The sequence below is a fragment of the Microcoleus sp. M2_D5 genome, assembly GCF_036701935.1.
GTDB lineage: Bacteria > Cyanobacteriota > Cyanobacteriia > Cyanobacteriales > Microcoleaceae > Microcoleus.
Genome location: NZ_JAUBRP010000033.1, coordinates 18,451 through 36,475, shown reverse-complemented (window position 1 = coordinate 36,475; position 18,025 = coordinate 18,451). Strand labels below are relative to the sequence as shown.

Sequence of the window (18,025 nt, the reverse complement as noted above, 5' to 3'; positions counted from 1 at the left end):
TTTCCACAGTTTCCACAGGGCGATCGATACAAAAATAATTCCATAAATTAAAAAATACTAGCGATCCCTGCACACCCAAAACACATAATTCGCGACGCCCGCTAACCTCAGAAACCGGGTTTCTTGGAAGATTTCTCGTTTTTACAGGCAAAATTTTGCTGAGAAACCCGGTTTCTAGCCCCATGCTTAAGCCCTACACACAGAAAAACCGACCCGCCGGCTTTCTGTGATACCATTTGTTTCTGTTTCAAATCCGGTTAATTAACCTTCCTACAATGAAATTGGTTTGCACCCAAAGTGACCTCAACGCCAACCTCTCGTTGGTAAGTCGGGCCGTTCCCTCCCGCCCGACACATCCGGTACTAGCCAACGTGCTCTTAGTCGCGGATGAGGAAAATCAGCGGGTTAGCTTGACAGCTTTCGATCTCAGTTTAGGCATTCGTACCAGCTTCGCAGCAGAAGTGACTGGCGGTGGCAGTTTTACCATACCCGCTAAATTACTCAACGATATTGTTTCGAGACTCCCAGATGGAGAAATTACTCTAGAAGACGAAGCGGGAGACACCGTAGCATATCTCACTTGCACTTCTGGCAGCTACCAAGTTAGAGGCATGGGCCCGGAAGAATTCCCAGAATTGCCTGCAATAGAAGCCGGAACAATCCTCAAATTGCCGCCGGAAGCCTTGATAGAAGGACTCAAAGGAACTTTATTTGCGACAAGCCCCGACGAGGCAAAACAGGTACTTGCAGGCGTGCATTTAAAGGTATTGCAAGATTGCCTGGAATTTGCAGCTACAGACGGCCACAGATTGGCAGTAGTTCAAACTGCCAACGAAAAAGCTGAAGGCGAAGAAACCCAAGAAGAATTTGAGGTGACAGTCCCCGCTAAAGCATTGCGCGAAGTAGAAAGAATGCTGGTGATGCGGCAGTGGACTGAACCTGTCACCCTGCATTTTGAACACGGTCAAGTAGTGTTTGAATGGGCAGACCAGCGGCTGACAACCCGCACCTTGGAAGGGCAATATCCCGCATACCGGCAGTTAATTCCGCCGTCTTTTGAGCGGCAAATTACCTTAGAAAGGCGATCGTTCTTAGCAGCCGTAGAAAGAATAGCCGTTTTTGCAGACCAAAAAAATAATATTCTCAAATGCAGCATCGACGAGGAAAATCAGGAAATCACTTTGTCGGTAGATGCTAAAGATGTCGGCTGCGGCAAAGAGTCAATGCCCGCACAGATTTCGGGAGATAGCATCGATATTGCTTTCAACGTGAAATACTTAATAGACATTTTGAAAACTGCTCAATCCCCCGAAATTCAACTGCAATTAAACGGTGCTCTTGCTCCTGTAATTTTTCAGCCATTGGGTGGAGTCAATGCTACATTCTTGGTGATGCCAGTGCAGCTAAGAGCTTAAAAAGAGTCAGCAGTCAGCAGTCATTAGTCATTAGTCAACAATCACCAATGCTGCCACCGGACTCGATTGGATTCATCTGCGTTAATCCGTGTTAATCTGCCCCCATCTGCGGTTAAAAAAAGAGAACTTCAGCAAGCGCAGATGACAAGGGATTGACGCAGATTCACGCAGATAAAGAGAAGAGACATAGGAATAATTCCGATGCTAACAGATTTGATATGACTTATTGCTTCAAATCAATGGCAACAAAATTTCAAATTCAGTACCCGTACCGGGCGTAGAATGCAAATTCAACTTGCCTTTATGCTTTTCCGTAACAATTTGATGGGTAATTGCCAAACCCAAACCGGTACCTTTCCCGGCGGGTTTAGTAGTGAAAAATGTCTCAAAAATCCGCCGCTGAATTTCTGGCGGAATTCCCGGCCCGTTATCGGCAATTCGGATGGCTATCCAAGCGTTATTTTGATTTTTTTCCGCTGCTTCTGGGCAGAAGTCGCCGTTTTGGCTGGCGGATAGTAGCTGTTTGGCATTTGGTCGTAGCTTGCGGGGCCCGACGCCATCGCCCCTAACATAATTTTGAATTAATTCCGAATTCACGCAGTCGCCGTCACAACTGTCTATTACCTCGGTTTCAATAGTAATCGCAGACATAAAATCTTTTTCTGCTTTTACCTCTTCCAAAGCGTCGATCGCATTGCTGATGATATTCATAAATACCTGGCTCAACTGACCAGAGTAACACTTGACCAAAGGCAAATCTCCATAGTTTTTAACTACTTTAAACCCGTACTTCAGACGGTTTTTCATAATTAGCAGCGTACTGTCAATACATTCGTGGATGTTAGCTTGCTTCAAGTGGGCTTCGTCCATGTGAGAAAATGTGTGCAGGCTGGTGACAAGTTCGGTCAGCCTCTGCGATGAAACTTTCATACTTTTGAGAATTTCCACCCAATCTTCTTGCAAAAAATCAAATTCTATATTTTTTTTGAGTTTGTCAATTTTTTCGCTTTCACCCACAATCTCTTCGTAAGCAGACAGCAACTCCATGATGTCTTTCGAGTAGTTGGACAAAAAGCCGATATTTCCGCTGATGCAGGTGACGGGATTTCTAATTTCGTGGGCGACTCCAGCTACCATCTGTCCCAAACTCGCTAGTTTTTCGGTTTGAATTAGTTGAGATTGAGTTTGCTGCCTCAGCAATTTTGTCGCTAGTTCGTGAATGTTGGATTGGGCTACTAACAGTTCGTGTACGTCTAGCAAAGTATAAGTTTGAGGCGACACTTGCACCACAATCGGTTCGTAAAGCAGTTCTTTCGATCGCAGCAGCGACTTCCTGGCTGCATCCACGATTAAAGTATTGCTGGGAAAAATTAAACTCTCAGTTTCGGCAAAGCGGTACAAAGCCCTCACCGGTCGCTTTAAAAATAATTCTCGCCCAAAAGGACGGCTGATAAATTCTAAAAATCTCCGCCGGGAAATCATACCGGCAAATTCACCTTGATGGGTGACAATGACTCCCGGTAACAGCGGATTAGCTTCTAACATCTGAGAAATTCGCATTCCCCAATCCGTAGCTTCTACCTGAAAATCGTAAAGCGACAATTCTTGGAGAGTAGAGTCTAAACAAAGTTCTCCTAGGTCAGCCTCGGAGAGGGGTTGGACTGGTCTTTCTACGCAGGAGGTATTCAACATAAATTTATCAGCACGCTTTTTTTGGGGTTCTATTTGCCAGACATTCAGCTACCAAAGGTCAGCAGGTGAGTTGCTGAGTGCTTCGACAGACATCCCCCTGGCAAACTGCATTTTAAATTACACAAAAAACTGACTGTAGTAAATGAAATTTTACCACTTAAAGTATTAGGCAAGATTGAGGATTACCGAGATCAATGCGCCCTTGTAATTGTACCTGACTTTATTTTATACTGACTTGAGCGGTATTAACGCTTGTTTCTACTATTTAACTATTCATTAATCTTAGGTAGTCGTCTTAACCTTGTGTTAATAAAATATTATGCTGAGAAATATAAGTGATTGATAATAGAATAAAATCGCAATTGCCCGATCGCCAACACGATGCAGCCCGTCAGCAGACAATTTAAAAGCAGAAACTCCGGGCCCTCACCCCCGGAATTTTAGCTGGCAATCGCGATGGCGGGACGCCCCGCAAGCTAAGGCATTTGAGGCGATTTTATCCCAGATCCCCGATCCGGTACTCGCAACCCCCCGTAACGCTCAGCCAGCTACACACCTGCCAGTGCGTCCCCTATAGGTTGGTCGTGAAAACTAAAGTCATCGCTACAAACCAATTTTATTGCGATCGTTATATAAAACAGTTAGCCTCGCCCGCCCTCTGCAAAATCTGCCTTGGCATTTGTTCTAAACTCAATTATTTTTACCCGAAATATCTATCAAATCGGCGAGGGTTCGCAGAGTCAATCGATTTTAGATTTTAGATTTTAGATTTTAGAATTGAAGCATTGACGCCAGGGATAAATTCGGGGGCTTGTATCCTGGATAATTTCGGTCAATTATTGATTGGCTGTACGAGGCGGATATGAATAGAAAATCAGTCAAATTAAAACAAGTTTAACCATTCCCAATCATTCAAGGCATCAGCATTGATTAAATTAGAAGCTCTACAAATTCCCGCAAAAAAAAGACAAAATAAAATTAACGGTATCTTAACTTAGTGCTATGCTTTGGTATGATCTACAAGGATTTCTACCAAAGACGTATAGCTAAATAGCAATCTACCAGTAGGTGATCGATGCAACCCGCCCTGACAAATCAGTTAAATAATGCTTTCACCCTGTTTCTCAGCTTGTTAGTAGAAGCAATACCTTTTCTGCTGCTCGGAGTTTTATTTTCAGGTTTGCTGCTGGGGTTTGTAGACGAACGCAAACTCGTATCGCGCATCCCGCGAAACCCGCTGCTGGCGGCTTTGATGGGCAGTTCGATCGGCTTTTTGTTTCCCGTGTGCGAGTGCGGTAACGTGCCCGTAGCCCGCAGGTTACTGATGCAGGGAGTACCCGCACCAGCCGCGATCGGCTTTTTGCTGGCGGCCCCCACCATCAACCCCGTGGTAATTTGGGCGACTTGGACGGCATTTCGCGATCAGCCAGAAATTGTAGTTTTTCGGGTGGTATTTTCTCTGTCTACAGCCACAATTATCGGCTGGGTGTTCAGCGCCCAAAAAGACTTGCGGCCTCTGCTGCAACCCTCTGTAGCCCGCGCGATTCCTCTGCCAAAACCAGAGTTTTCCGAAAAAGAACTCGTCCCAGCCAACACTCCGCTGCTGTTGCAGTCGGGAACATTTATGCTCGGTCAGCCGGGGGGGGCGGTGCCGATCGAATCTTTGCTACAAGACAACTGGAAGCCATTAAAAACAGGCAAAACAGAAAAAACCTCGAAACGTTCCTCAATGTTCCACCCCGTTTCTAAAGAGCGTCTGCGCCTGCTTTTAGATACTATGGTACAGGAGTTGCGCGAATTAGGAGGAGTGTTGGTAATCGGAAGTGCGATCGCAGCCATCATTCAAGTTGGCGCTCCCCGCGAACTAATTCTCAACCTCGGCCAAGGCCCCGTTTCCTCGATTCTAGCCATGCTGCTATTAGCCGCAGTCGTATCGATTTGTTCTACAGTAGATGCCTTTTTTGCCCTGTCTTTTGCTTCCACATTTACCAGCGGTTCGCTGTTAGCCTTTCTCGTTTTCGGCCCGATGATTGACCTCAAAGGTATCGGTTTAATGCTGTCTATTTTCAAAGGTAGAGCCGTAGTTTACTTAATTGTATTAGCAGCTCAGTTAACCTTTTTAATGACCCTCGCTGTAAACTTGCATTTAGGTTAATAAACTAGCTCAAACAGACAACTAATACCATTTTAGTTTGGCGATTTTCAATTACCTTGCTCCCCGACACAGAAGTCACGGATATACAGATAGGTGTTTTTTTCTTTTCTTTCTTCCCTCTTCCTTCCCAGTCACTCTTAAAAAATGAATCTTAAAAAAATTAGCCCCTGGCTGGACGCCCTAGCTATCTTAGCCTGGGGAATATTGCTCCTCAAATATTGGATCGCGGGCAAATTAAGCATTCTCATTCACCCCAATTACTTTGGCTTGACTCTAGCAGGAGGAATCGGCTTAATAGTTATTGGCGGTTTAAAAACTTGGGAACTCTTAAAACTCGATCGCACCACAAAGCAATCGCGGACATCAACAGGAAATAACTCTCTCAGAATCACAGAAGTTGAACACGTTACTTTGTTTCCCCCCAGTATCGGCAGCACCTTAATGTTGAGCGTCGCATTAATAGGTTTACTAATAACGCCACGCACATTTACCAGCCAGACAGCTTTAGAACGGGGCCTCACCGAAGCCCTGCCCATCACCAGACTGCAACCCCAAGAATTTCGCAATACTACCAAACCAGAAAATCGATCGCTCGTCGAATGGGTGCGGCTGTTAAATTTCAACCCCGAACCGGATACATACAGAGGTCAAAAAGTCAAAGTTCAAGGATTTGTAATTCACCCCCCCAACATAGCCGAACAATATATGTGGATCGGGCGTTTTATCATTACCTGCTGCGCGGCAGACGCCTATCCGATCGGGTTGCCTGTAAAATTACCGATCGGTCAAAGCCGCGCCGCCTTTGCCCCAGACAGTTGGCTAGAAATAGAAGGAGAAACGATCGTAGAAGAACTGCAAGGCAAGCGCAAATTAACCATTCAAGCATCCTCCCTCCAACCAATTCCCGAACCAAAAAACCCTTATGATTATTAGATTTGGAATAAGTATCAGATTAAATTTTACCTTGATTGCGAGATCGACAGTCCAGAACCGTCCTCCGCATACAAATTAAGATACTGTACAGTCAGCGATCAAACTTGCAAAAGCATCCTGTAGTAGTTGCCAAAAGTAAATTCAGCAACTACACTCGTCATTAGTAAATAAATTCTGAGTATATGTCAGCAGAAAAAAAATTAGCTATCAAAGGTGCAGCCTGGACGATCGCCAGCTATGGAATCAGTCAAATTATCCGATTTGGCAGCAACTTAATCCTGACGCGTCTGCTTTTGCCCGAACTATTTGGTCTGGTAGGTCTAACCTACGTTTTCATCATAGGGATCAACTTATTTTCAGACATAGGTCTAGGCCCAAGCATCATCCAGAATAAGCGCGGGGAAGATCCTCAATTTCTCAACACCGCTTGGACACTGCAAGTCATTCGCAGCTTTTTCGTTTGGATTTGTTTGATTATAATTACCCAGCCTGTTGCGAGTTTTTATGGAGATACCCGTCTCGAATGGTTGATTCCAGTAATAGGTATAAATTCCTTAATAGGAGGCTTTAAATCCACTGCCACATCCAGCCTCGAACGCAAAATGGAAGTGAAGAAAGTAGTAATTTTTGAGTTAGGCCAACAGATTTTTTCTACTACAGTAATGATTGTCTGGGCCTGGTTCGATCGCAGCGTCTGGGCGATCGTTGCAGGCGGCTTGAGTGGAGCTTTAATAGAGTTAGTATGGAGCCATTTTTTGATTCCCGGCAAGTCAAACCGCTTTGCTTGGGATAAAGAAGCAGTTAAAGAAATATTTTCTTATGGGAAATGGATATTTCTGTCTACGGCTTTGTATTTCTTGTGTTCTCAAGCCGATAGACTCATCCTGGGGAAAATATTTACTTTAACAACGTTGGGCATTTACGGCATCGCTTTTACTCTCGGCGATATGCCGCGCCAAGTCATCATCGCCATTAGCGGCAGGGTGATTTTTCCCTCGATTTCTATGCTGGCAGAGTTGCCGCGGGAGGAGTTGCGCGCGAAGATACTCAAGAACCGCAAGCTAATTCTAATACCGTTAGCCGTAGGTTTAGCAATTTTTGTGAGCTTCGGAGATCAGTTAATTTTAACACTGTATCGGAAAGAGTATGAGGCGGCATCTTGGATGATGCCTATCTTGGCTTTAGGTATCTGGCACACCACCCTCTACAATATGATGGGTTCTTGTCTGTTAGCCGTAGGAAAGTCTCAGTACCAAGCTATGGGCAATCTGCTGACTTTTGTGAATCTATGTATAAGTATACCGCTGGGATATCACTTACAAGGTAATTTAGGTGCCGTGATTGCTGTAGCTCTCGGCGACCTTCCTACCTACGCAGTAACTAACTACGGTTTGTGGAAAGAAGGACTAACTTGTTTTTGGCAGGATATTCAATTGACAGCACTGTTTTTAGGGGTGCTGGTAACTCTAATTTCATGTAGAGTGGCTTTGGGTTTGGATCTGCCGATAGATAAAATATCACCGATGGATTTAGTTCCTATTAATCAACTTTTTCAGTAAACAAAAAAGAGATTTTATATCTGTCAGCCGAACACCATGAAACAACAAAAGTAATGCAGTTGCTCTTTTTACGATAGCAAATATTCTAAGCTGTATCCCGAACCTGAATCGCCGTATACACTGTCAGCCGTTAATAATAGTTCCAAGATACCCATTGTCAAGGATTCGTGAGAGGGATCTCAGCTAAGTAGTCGTCATGATTATTAGTAGGAGGGGTAGAGCGCCAGTGTTACCCCTCAACCTGTTAAAGAATTGGCGATTTGAGATGGGATTAAAAATTTTAAAGCTCAAACAGTGCTTGACGCAACTGAAACAATGGTAGGGTGCTATACGCTCGCCAAAACCTCTCTCGATCGAGCAATTTTTAGCTCTGAGACGCCATACAAGCTAAAATCTCAAATTTCACATCTAAAATCGGTGGAGGCTGTTGGACGTGCCGCAGACTCCACCGATTTTAGATCGTTAGTTTAATGCAGTCCTGGACGCACCACAACTTTCAGAAACCGGGTTTTTTACCAAAATACTTCGCTGCACTCCTTTTCGCTGGTAAAAAAAACGGGTTTCTGAGGGTCGGGAGTGCCTCGATGACTGTAAAATTTAATAGGGAAAATTTGGTAGTTAATTTTCAGCAGAAATAGGAGAGAAAGATTTGTGAGTATTTTTAACAAAAAAATTAATCCTTCACCCTTAGCTATTCTGCCATTCAAACAGCCGATCGACCGCACGGCGATCGTCCTCATGCTAGTGCTGAGCTTCTTAATCGGGCTGCTGCTGCTTAGCGGCGATCGCACAGCACCCAGAGTGCGAGAATTTACCTGGGAAAACAAACAAATCGGCGCCGAAGATACCGGCTTTATCCTCACATTCTTTCGGCCGATGAACCAGCCCACCGTCGAGGAAAACTTAAAGCTAGAACCCCCCCTCCCCGGTAAATTTAGTTGGGCTGGAAGGCGCATGGCTTACACTCTCAAAGATCCAGCACCTTACGGCATTACCTACACATTAAAACTCGCCGGAGCAACCGACAAGTATTTCGGAGAAAAAAACCAAAATAAAGGAACGCTAATGCAACCGTTTAGCAGTTCCTTTCGCAGCCGCGATCGAGCTTTTGCTTACATCGGTGTCCAAGGCGAAACAGAAAGCAGATTAATGCTAGTCAATCTCACCAGCAGCGACTCGAAACCGATACCGCTGACTCCCAAAGATTTAGTTGTCACCGATTTTAAACCGTATCCCGACAGCGATCGCATTTTATTCTCCGCCACAGATCGATCCATAGCCCGTACTCGCGGCACTCTCAATCAAGAACTCTTCACAGTCACCACCGGTCTCAACCCCCAATCGGGATCGGGAAATCAACCAAAATACCCAGCCGGTAGAATTGACAAAATCTTAGACTCCAAAGATTACCAAAACCTCAAATTCGACCTCTCAGCCGACGGAAAAATCATAGTTGTCCAGCGCGTCAACCGCCGCAATCCCAGCGATTTCAGTCCTTGGATTGTGGAAGAAAAAGTGCCGCCCCGACGCTTGGAAAGCGAACAAGGCGGAGATTTTATGATTCGCCCCGATAGCAAATCAATGGTAATCTCTCAAAAACAAGGATTAGCGATCGTCCCCCTCAAACCGGAAGCAGACCCAGTAGAATTTTTGCCCAAATACGAACAAGTATTGGGCATGGCCCGCGACAACTCCGCCGCCGCTTATGTTAAATACAACAGCGACTTTACTCGATCGCTTTTCATCTTAGATAACCAAGGTGTAGAACAAGAAATATTGCGTATTCCCGGCAGCATTATGGCCGTTTATTTCGACCCCCGCAAAAACGAAGACAACCAAGTTCAGCGTCTCTACTGTTTGTTAGCCCAACGCCTCAAAACAGAAAGCTACAAAGAACAGCCTTTCATCGCCACCATCGACCTCAAAAAAGAGGGTACTCGTTTGGTAGGAACCATCAAACCGCTGCTGATTTTGCCCAACCAATTAGATACCCAAATCAGTTTATCTCCCGACGGGCTGGCATTAATTTTCGACCAATCAGTCACAGCAGCAACTCCCTCAGCAGCAGACAGTCCCCGCAACGATAGTGGACAGTCGATCGCCACGGGCCGCCTCTGGCTGCTACCCTTAGTAGAAATACCGACAGACGGATCTCCGGCAAAACTACAGCCAGAAGAACTTCCCTTTGCCGGCTATCACCCCCGCTGGCTACCATAAATCAATTTGAGATTTGAGAGCGTACTGCTGACTAATCTAAAATCTAAAATCTAAAATCTAAAATCATCATGACTCCCGAAGAAATTAGCAATACCCTCAAAGACTTATTTGGTGACAGTGTTGAGATGCCTGCTGCCACTTCTTGGCAAGTAGAGACCCCCAATTTTCGCCTGTTAGTCCTCCTTTCAGACGATGGGAGTTGGCTGCGGATTTTGCTGCCGATCGCCGATGCCCAGGAAGCTCAACCATTTCTTGATAAACTCCTAGAAGCTAACTTTGACACCACCCTGGAAACTCGCTACGCCTTACATCAAAACGTTTTGTGGGGAGTATTTCAGCACAACCGGGCCACACTCGCGGCCGCAGATTTCTCAGCCGCCGTTGCCAGACTGCTGGCTTTGCAAGAGCGAGGTTTGTCCGACTTTTTCGACGGTTTGATAGAAAGTCGCATCCGTCAAATCATCAAAGCTGCGAAGATGCAGGGACAGTCTGTCGAAACTACCCTTCAGACTTTAGACCGTTTCTACGCAGAGGGATTGATGGGTGAAATGGAACTAGGGCGAGAGTCTCGCGAAAACACTCTCGCCGCTTGGCGGTATCAGCTAGAACGCCTGTGGCCGGAGGTGGAACCCTAAGACGATTGCAGATTGCAGATTGCAGATTGCAAAAAACTGATGGCTATCGATGTTCGGAAGTTGCCTAAAGTTGCATTTCTTTTGAGTGGTATAGCAACCCCCAATACGGTTAGGATGTTCTTAATTCCACAAACCCTTGGGGAACATTGCTTCTTTCTTTTCTCGCGACGATAACTAAAGCCTTCCATCCGTTACATTCGGTTACATCCTCAGAAAGCGAATCCGTTGCCTAACTTCCTTTGGGCTGGGCCCGAGTCTTGACAATTGGAGCCTGCAAGCCCCTTGGACAATGGCTAATCCGGGCCCTCGAACCCTCGAAGGATGCCCGTATATTCACTGATAACCCGCTCGCAGTTCTCCAATTCCCTTCGATCGCTGGAAAAATGGTATAATTTATCACAATAATTAGTTATAAATATTAAAAATTTTCCGAAAACACCCGATCGCAGGTATATCATGGTAAAAAGTTTAAAGCGCGTGCTCCGTAAGTTCCACAAAAGCTTAAATCGTTTAATATTGACTTAGAAACAAAATCTTTAGCAGACAATGCTACTGCGATCGGGTTTTGCCATCGGGTGCTGTTGTAATTTGACAAATTAGCAACTACCCTCTACCAATTACCCGTTACGAATTAATAGCAAATTAAGTTGTTCATGAATACAATATTTAACAGGGGTTTCATCTATGTTTGCTGTGCGTGAGATTAGCTCGGAGTTATCAGTGTTGCATATAGCTGAAATTTGTACTTGGAACATCTCCTTAGAATCAACTCTCCTAGACCTGCCACTCTACAACTGCCAAATTGAATTAACTCAACAGGCAAAAGAAGTAGCCCAGGCTTTTGAACAAAATTCCATGCTTCCCGGCGTCATTTTGACAGAGGGGGGTAATTTTGTCGGCATCATATCCAGGCGTCTCTTTTTTGAAAAAGTTAACCGTCGCTACGGAGTAGAAATGTTTTTCAAGCGACCAATAGAGGTGCTGTACAAGTTTGCCAAGCCAGAGGAACTCGTACTTCCAGCCAGTAAATTAATAGTAGAAGCAGCCCAGGAATGTCTTTACAGATCGGCAGAATTAATTTACGAACCCGTAGTAGTGGAAATAGCCCCCCAGACCTACAAGCTGTTAGACGTACACCAATTAATGGTCGCTCAATCAAGAATTCACCAATTAACAAATAAGTTACTCCACAAACAAACCCAAGCCAAGCTCATCCAAACAGAAAAAATGGCGAGTTTGGGGAGGATTGTAGCAGAAGTAGCCCACGAAATCAGAAATCCGCTGAACTGTATTTGGGGAAATTTAACTTTTCTACTGTCATATTTTGAACACTTGCTTCAGCTCCTGTCGGTTTATGAAGAAGAATATTCGGCACCGTGTCCCCGAATTGATGCCCTTAAAAAAGAAATTGAATTTGATTTTTTACAAGAAGATTTGCCGATCACCTTAGAAGGGATGGAGTTGGGAGCCTCGCAATTGCTAAAAATAGTTAACGGGCTGCACCACTTCTCTCACATGGACGAGACAAAACCAGCCGAGACAGACATTCACGAATGCGTGGAGATGACGCTGTTAATTTTGAAAAACCGCTTTAAAAACAGCATAGAAGTGGTTAAAAACTACGGCGAACTGCCGCTAGTTAGCGGCTACTCCGGTCAGTTGAGTCAGGTGTTTTTGAATTTGTTAGTTAATGCTCTAGACGCCCTGACAGAGTACGCAGCAGAGCGAGAAATACACACCCCGTGCCGGGACAACTGGCAGCCCCAAATCGAAATTACCACTAAAGTTATAGAAACCGAACACGGCAAGCGGGTGGCAATTTGCATTGCCGATAACGGGCCCGGCATTCCTCCAGAAAATCACCAGCAGATATTTGACACCTTTTTTACCACTAAACCAGCAGGCAAAGGCAGCGGTATGGGGCTGGCTATCTGCAATCAAATCGTCACAGAAAAGCACGGCGGCCAACTCAAATTGCGATCGCAACCAGGTAAGAATACTGAATTTGAAATTCTCCTGCCTATAGTTGGCACAACATGATCGACTCCAGAATATTCTCGGTTGTTCGCTCAGAAAAGTGAAATGATAGGGTAGCTTAGTAGTAGGTTCTCATTTCACTTTCCCAGCGTTTCGGCAACTAAAAGTTCCAGTGGCAAATAAATTCAGTTCCAAACTCCTTGGCCCTTCACTCTCCGAAGGCAGCCATCAAGACCTTTCCCTAGAGTCTACCCTCTGGGATTTGCCCCTGTATGACTTTCAGGTTAAATCGAGCTGCTTGGCCGTGGCAGTTGCCGAAATGTTTGAACAGCATCCCCTAGTGCCGGGAGTCGTCTTGATGGAAGCAGGAGAGTTTGCTGGCATGATATCCCGCAGGCAACTGCTGGAATATTTGCTCAAACCTCAAGGCCCAGAGCTATTTTTGCACCTGCCACTAAAAGTTCTCTACAGTTACGCTCGCCTCGAAATATTATTGCTCGCAGAGAGTACAACCATTTTGGCAGCAGCCCCACAAGCTTTGCGTCGATCGCCCGAATTGCAGTCAGAACCGATCGTCGTCCAAATAGACTCCCAATCTTACCGACTCTTAGACCCTAACGCACTAAACATCGCGTACTGGCAAATTCGCGGCATAGAAACTCAAGTCCGCTACGAAAGAGCCCAAACTCAAATGATTCAAAGCGAAAAAATGGCTAGTTTAGGGCGTTTAGTCAACGGAGTAGCCCACGAAATTTTAGATCCGGTAGGCTTTATCTGGGGGAATTTAACTTACGTCACCGACTACAGCAAAAACTTGATGGAATTGCTCTCAGTTTACGACGCATACTGTACCGAACCCCCGCCGGAAATAGCAAGGCTCAAACAAGAGATCGACTATGACTTTTTGCAAAACGATTTCCTCCGAACTGTTGCCAGCATCAAATCAGGAGCAGAACGTTTGAGCAAGTTAGCAACCAGTTTGCAAAACTTCTGCCACATCGACGATATTTATCCCAAACCCACCGACTTGCACGCCAACATAGACAGCATACTTTTGCTGCTCAAAAGTCGTTTGACCAGGGAAATCCAAGTAGTAAAAAACTACGGCTACCTGCCACCAGTGCCGTGCTATGCAGGACAGCTAAACCAAGTATTTATGAATATTTTGACCAATTCTATTCATACATTAATTAACGAAGCAGTCGGTCAAGAATTGGCAAAAGAGTTTAAAAGTGGAGGACTCAGAGACGCCGATCGCCAGCCTAAAATTGAAATCACAACTCAAGTCTGCTGTCCCGAACCTGCGCCGGATTTAGACAAACTTCATGTTCGCTGGGTTTCGATTTGCATATCAGATAACGGGCCTGGAATGTCACCTAGCAAGTACAAAAAAATCATAGAATCATTCTCTACGGAAAAACGCGCTCTCAAAGAAACCAGTTTAGCGGTTAGCTATCAAATAGTGACGGGCAAACACGGCGGTGCATTCAGAATGCGATCGGAGTTAGGCAGAGGCACTGAATTTGAAATTTTGTTACCGTTAGCTTAAAGAAGTCAGTAGTCATTAGTCATTAGTCAGTAGTCATTAGTCAACAGTCAACAGTCAACAGTCAACCATTATCTAACTGAGTACCGCACATTTTACAAAATCTAGCATTAGCATCGTGTACAGACCAACCGCAACTTTTACAAACAGCTTCTCCGTGATTAGCACTTTTAACTAAGTGTTTAATCAAATCCCCCAATTGCCAAGGAATTAGAGCAATTCCCGTCAAAATCATCAAAATAGTCAGAAAACGACCGGATTCCGAAATCGGCGTAACATCGCCAAATCCCACAGTCGTCATGGTGACAACCGAGAAATAAACAGCATCCAAAAAAGTTCCAAAACTTTCGGGATTTGTCGGATGTTCGACTTGATAAATCAAACCCGAATAAACAAAAATTATTGCCAGCAAAGTAAACAAAATCCGAGCAAAAATCACCCCATCTTCGCTGCTGATGCGGAAAATAGAAATTTTTAATTCCAGAAAACGGATGAGTCGGAGAATTCTAAACCAGCGAAAAATTCGGATAAAACTAACGTTGACAAATCCAAGTAAAAATGGTAATATTGCCAGCAAATCAATTATTGAAAAAAAACTAAAAATAAATTTAACTCGATTTTCAGCACACCACAGTCGCAATAAATACTCAAACACAAAAAAAACTAAAAGTGCTGTATCTAGAGTTTGCAAATTAATTCTAACAGTTTCCGAAATCGGGTAAGTTTCGGCGATGAAGCTGGTCGAAGATAGGAGAATGAGTCCGGTAAGGGTTAAATTGACGGTTCTGCCAATTGGGGTTTCGATGTCTTCGAGATAAAATCCAATTTGCGATCGGGTTAACATAGATGAGAGAATTAATACAATTAGGACTTATGCGGCTGGCACTATTAGTAAGGTGCGTCAGAACCAAAATCCTCGATCGTCTCTCAAGAACTTTGTCTGACGCACCCTACAAGTCTTGGCTTGAGTTTTGACCATTTATGAGGTAAGGGAATTATCGCATATGAGTATCGAATTAACTAAGGGTGAAAGGTTCAATCTTTCTAAAGAAACTCCTGATTTCAGTAAAATTGCGATCGCCCTGGGTTGGCAAGTCAGCCAGACAGCACAAAACTGCGACATTGACGCATCTGTTTTTATGTTAGCGGCAGACGGTCGCATTCCTGATGAAAAGTATTTTGTATTTTACAACAATCTCACCTCCCCGGACGGTGCGGTGCGGCATTCGGGAGACAACAGGAACGGACAAATTGAGGGAGATGATGAGACGGTTTATGTGGATTTGAGTAAAATCAATTCGGCGATTCAGGAAATTGTGTTTGTGGTGACTATTCACGAGGGACAGGAAAAGAATCAAAGTTTTAGTCAAGTTAAAAATGCTTTTATCCGGCTTTACAATTCAGAGAATCTTGGCGAGTTGGTTCGGTACAATTTAAATCAGATTTTTTCCCAAGAAACGGCTTTAGAATTTGGACGTTTGTATAAGAAGAATGGGGAATGGAGGTTTCAAGCGGTAGGACAGGGATATAATGCTGGGTTGCAAAGTTTTGTAGATAAGTATTATGTTGAGAATGCGGTAGAGAAAAGCTCAAATGCTGGTGAGAAGGTTGATGATGCTGAGGTTGTGAGGCGGTTTAGCGATCGGGTAGACAAGCAATTGCAAGCAGAACCTGTATCTAGCAAAGCGGTAGAACAGCCGGCTGCTACTCCTGTGAATGCGGATACTGTGGAATCTGAGGAAGAGGCAAAAATAGATGATTCTGCACTAGAAAATCTGGAAGCAGCTATTACTGCTGAGGAATTTTTGCAGCGGTACAAAGAGGGAGAACGAGATTTTACAGGGATTAACTTAGCAGGAGTAGACTTGAGCGGAAAAACTCTGGAATATCCTATTAGTTTAAGTCAAGCCAACCTGAGTAATGCCAACCTGAGTAATGCCAACCTAGTTAAGGTAAACTTGATAGGGGCTAACCTGCAAGGAGCAAATTTGAAATCCACAAATCTGCAACAAGCCGATTTAATTCAAGCTAACTTGAGTGGCGCTAACTTAACTAAGGCAAAGTTGAATTATGCAAGACTGATTCAAGCGAATTTAAGTCAAGCAAAATTGAGCGAGACACAATTGAATAGTGCGAACCTGACTACAGTCAATTTAAGTAGTGCCAACCTCACTCAGGCAATCTTAAATAGCGCTAATTTGATAGGAGCAGATTTAAGTCAAGCCAAAGTAACTAAAGTTAACCTATCTTATGCTGATCTAAGGGGGGTTAAGCTTAATGGGGTAAGTTTAGTTGCAGTAAACCTTGATGGAGCTAACCTGAAAAATGTAAATTTGAAAGTAGTAAGTTTGATCGGATCTAGTCTTGTTCAAGCTAATCTGAGCGGTCAAAACTTGAGTGGCTTAAATCTGTCTGGCGTTAGCTTTTACAATGCTAACTTGAGTGGAGCAAACTTAACTTCAGCAAACCTGTGCGGAGCAAATTTGAGTTATGCAAATCTAGAAAAAGCTAACCTGAAAGATGCTAACTGGGTTGGAGCAAATATGGCAAATGCAAAACTCGCAGGCGCAATTATGCCAGACGGCACAATTCACGAATGAATTAATGTTTGCAGTCAGGAATTCAGTCCTTAGCAAAAGAACGATTAGGGTGTGTTTTCTTGCCCCGGAGATCCCCCCTAGCCCCCCTTAAGAAGGGGGGGACAAGAGTATTAAAAGTCAACCCCTACTCCCCAACAATCAGGGGGATTTAGGGGGATCGAGACTTTGATAGAAGTGACATTTATTATGGGTTTCAGTCTTAAATTGACACCAATGGCGTGCATCGCCCTCCAAACAAATAGATTATAATTAGTATTAAAGATCAAATACATAGATTGTCGATGAATGAATATGACACGGAAATTATAGAATCTACCCTGAGATGGATGACTGAGTTTGTCGAGTTACCGCATCCAGTTTTCAGCGATTTACCGATTTGTCCCTTCGCTAAAAAGGCACGGTTGGCTAATCAAATTTTATTCAAAATCGAGCGGTTTTCAGCGCTGACTGAGTTCGATCGCGATTCTGCCATAATGAAATCCATTTATGAATTTTACAATTCGGAATTTGAAATCATGGTAGTAATTAATCCCGAAAAAAATGCAATTAGTGCGCCAGAAACTAAAGAATTGATAGACAAATTGAATAATCAGATTTCCGAGTTGGGCTTGCTGGCTTTTCACATCCATCCCGAAGAAGATTTTAATATTGACGGGCTTCATACTAGGAGGATGCCCTATCCGGGCTTCACGGTTCAAGTAAATTCTAAGCTGAAGCCAGCTTCCGATGCTTTAGAGAAAACTGAATATTACAAAAATTGGACTGCCGAACAACTAAAAAATTTCGGGATTCCGAGAAATTGACGATCGCCCACCCTCCCCGCGCATCTCTGTGCCATTACAATAAACTCAGCAAAAAATCTTTACACATAAGAAGTCATGCAGCTTAAGTCAACAACCCGCCATATTCGCATATACACCGCTATCCTCGAAGACAACGAACTCGTACCCAGCAACGACCTTTTGACCCTCGACATTGACCCAGATAACGAACTTAACTGGAATGACGAGTCAGTCAAACAGGTATATGCCAAATTCGACCAACTCGTAGACGCTTACGAGGGCGAAGATTTGACCGAGTACAACCTCCGCCGCATCGGTTCGGAATTGGAGCACTTGGTACGATCGCTCCTCCAAAAAGGCCAAATCAGCTACAATCTCAACAGCCGCGCTGTCAACTACAGCATGGGATTGCCTCAAGTTGATGCCAAAGTTCACCTGTAAGGGCGATCCTCTTCGAGGGCTTCGCTAACGGGCGATCGGCATTTATGTCAACTTAAGATTGAAAGCCATAATA

General features: G+C 44.3%; 13 protein-coding genes. 11 read left to right on the top strand and 2 right to left on the bottom strand.

The genetic code is table 11. The features are described from left to right. Window positions 1-275: 275 nt before the first annotated feature. Window positions 276-1,415, top strand: a complete 1,140-nt coding sequence (gene dnaN / locus QUA50_RS15650; protein ID WP_333263402.1) for a DNA polymerase III subunit beta — start codon at window positions 276-278, stop codon at window positions 1,413-1,415. A 231-nt stretch (window positions 1,416-1,646) separates the two neighbouring features. Here the strand turns inward: dnaN and QUA50_RS15645 are convergent, their stop codons facing one another. Continuing rightward, the gene (locus QUA50_RS15645) at window positions 1,647-3,107 is read right to left on the bottom strand and encodes an ATP-binding protein (RefSeq protein WP_333263400.1); all 1,461 of its coding nucleotides are present in this window, start codon (window positions 3,105-3,107) and stop codon (window positions 1,647-1,649) included. 1,075 nt (window positions 3,108-4,182) lie between these two features. Here QUA50_RS15645 and QUA50_RS15640 point away from each other — a divergent pair. From QUA50_RS15640 to QUA50_RS15610, 7 genes are all read left to right on the top strand, one after another. Further along, entirely contained in the window at window positions 4,183-5,262 is a 1,080-nt protein-coding gene (locus tag QUA50_RS15640; protein WP_333263397.1) for a permease, read from the top strand. Window positions 5,263-5,406: 144 nt separating this feature from the next. After that, window positions 5,407-6,195 (top strand): TIGR03943 family putative permease subunit, encoded by a 789-nt coding sequence (locus tag QUA50_RS15635; RefSeq protein ID WP_333263395.1) that lies wholly within the window; start codon window positions 5,407-5,409, stop codon window positions 6,193-6,195. A gap of 182 nt (window positions 6,196-6,377) precedes the next feature. After that, window positions 6,378-7,754 carry an oligosaccharide flippase family protein gene (locus QUA50_RS15630; RefSeq protein WP_333263393.1) on the top strand — a complete coding sequence of 459 codons (1,377 nt, stop codon included), beginning with the start codon at window positions 6,378-6,380 and terminating at the stop codon, window positions 7,752-7,754. 651 nt (window positions 7,755-8,405) lie between these two features. Continuing rightward, window positions 8,406-9,971 (top strand): hypothetical protein, encoded by a 1,566-nt coding sequence (locus QUA50_RS15625; protein ID WP_333263390.1) that lies wholly within the window; start codon window positions 8,406-8,408, stop codon window positions 9,969-9,971. A gap of 68 nt (window positions 9,972-10,039) precedes the next feature. Beyond that, window positions 10,040-10,606: a hypothetical protein gene (locus tag QUA50_RS15620; RefSeq protein WP_333263388.1), complete on the top strand. Its 567-nt coding sequence runs from the start codon at window positions 10,040-10,042 to the stop codon at window positions 10,604-10,606. A gap of 684 nt (window positions 10,607-11,290) precedes the next feature. Further along, window positions 11,291-12,646: an ATP-binding protein gene (locus QUA50_RS15615; protein ID WP_333263385.1), complete on the top strand. Its 1,356-nt coding sequence runs from the start codon at window positions 11,291-11,293 to the stop codon at window positions 12,644-12,646. 109 nt (window positions 12,647-12,755) lie between these two features. Then, window positions 12,756-14,132 (top strand): ATP-binding protein, encoded by a 1,377-nt coding sequence (locus QUA50_RS15610; RefSeq protein ID WP_333263382.1) that lies wholly within the window; start codon window positions 12,756-12,758, stop codon window positions 14,130-14,132. 61 nt (window positions 14,133-14,193) lie between these two features. Here the strand turns inward: QUA50_RS15610 and QUA50_RS15605 are convergent, their stop codons facing one another. Further along, complete coding sequence (locus QUA50_RS15605) at window positions 14,194-14,973, bottom strand: ion transporter (protein WP_333263380.1); 780 nt, start codon at window positions 14,971-14,973, stop codon at window positions 14,194-14,196. Window positions 14,974-15,133: 160 nt separating this feature from the next. Here QUA50_RS15605 and QUA50_RS15600 point away from each other — a divergent pair, with 160 nt between their 5' ends. The 3 genes from QUA50_RS15600 to QUA50_RS15590 all read left to right on the top strand — a co-directional run bounded on the left by QUA50_RS15600 (window position 15,134) and on the right by QUA50_RS15590 (window position 17,952). Then, complete coding sequence (locus QUA50_RS15600) at window positions 15,134-16,729, top strand: TerD family protein (protein WP_333263377.1); 1,596 nt, start codon at window positions 15,134-15,136, stop codon at window positions 16,727-16,729. Between the two features lie 281 nt (window positions 16,730-17,010). Beyond that, window positions 17,011-17,532: a hypothetical protein gene (locus QUA50_RS15595; RefSeq protein WP_333263374.1), complete on the top strand. Its 522-nt coding sequence runs from the start codon at window positions 17,011-17,013 to the stop codon at window positions 17,530-17,532. Window positions 17,533-17,607: 75 nt separating this feature from the next. After that, a complete protein-coding gene (locus tag QUA50_RS15590; protein ID WP_333263371.1) occupies window positions 17,608-17,952 on the top strand; it encodes an NAD(P)H-quinone oxidoreductase subunit M in 345 nt (114 codons plus the stop codon). Window positions 17,953-18,025 lie beyond the last annotated feature (73 nt).

Excerpts from the sequence above, each read along its gene's own strand:
- dnaN (WP_333263402.1), top strand. The coding sequence starts at position 276 with ATGAAATTGGTTTGCACCCAAAGTGACCTCAACGCCAACCTCTCGTTG.
- QUA50_RS15645 (WP_333263400.1), bottom strand. The coding sequence starts at position 3,107 with ATGTTGAATACCTCCTGCGTAGAAAGACCAGTCCAACCCCTCTCCGAG.
- QUA50_RS15640 (WP_333263397.1), top strand. The coding sequence starts at position 4,183 with ATGCAACCCGCCCTGACAAATCAGTTAAATAATGCTTTCACCCTGTTT.
- QUA50_RS15635 (WP_333263395.1), top strand. The coding sequence starts at position 5,407 with ATGAATCTTAAAAAAATTAGCCCCTGGCTGGACGCCCTAGCTATCTTA.
- QUA50_RS15630 (WP_333263393.1), top strand. The coding sequence starts at position 6,378 with ATGTCAGCAGAAAAAAAATTAGCTATCAAAGGTGCAGCCTGGACGATC.
- QUA50_RS15620 (WP_333263388.1), top strand. The coding sequence starts at position 10,040 with ATGACTCCCGAAGAAATTAGCAATACCCTCAAAGACTTATTTGGTGAC.
- QUA50_RS15615 (WP_333263385.1), top strand. The coding sequence starts at position 11,291 with ATGTTTGCTGTGCGTGAGATTAGCTCGGAGTTATCAGTGTTGCATATA.
- QUA50_RS15605 (WP_333263380.1), bottom strand. The coding sequence starts at position 14,973 with ATGTTAACCCGATCGCAAATTGGATTTTATCTCGAAGACATCGAAACC.
- QUA50_RS15600 (WP_333263377.1), top strand. The coding sequence starts at position 15,134 with ATGAGTATCGAATTAACTAAGGGTGAAAGGTTCAATCTTTCTAAAGAA.
- QUA50_RS15595 (WP_333263374.1), top strand. The coding sequence starts at position 17,011 with ATGAATGAATATGACACGGAAATTATAGAATCTACCCTGAGATGGATG.
- QUA50_RS15590 (WP_333263371.1), top strand. The coding sequence starts at position 17,608 with ATGCAGCTTAAGTCAACAACCCGCCATATTCGCATATACACCGCTATC.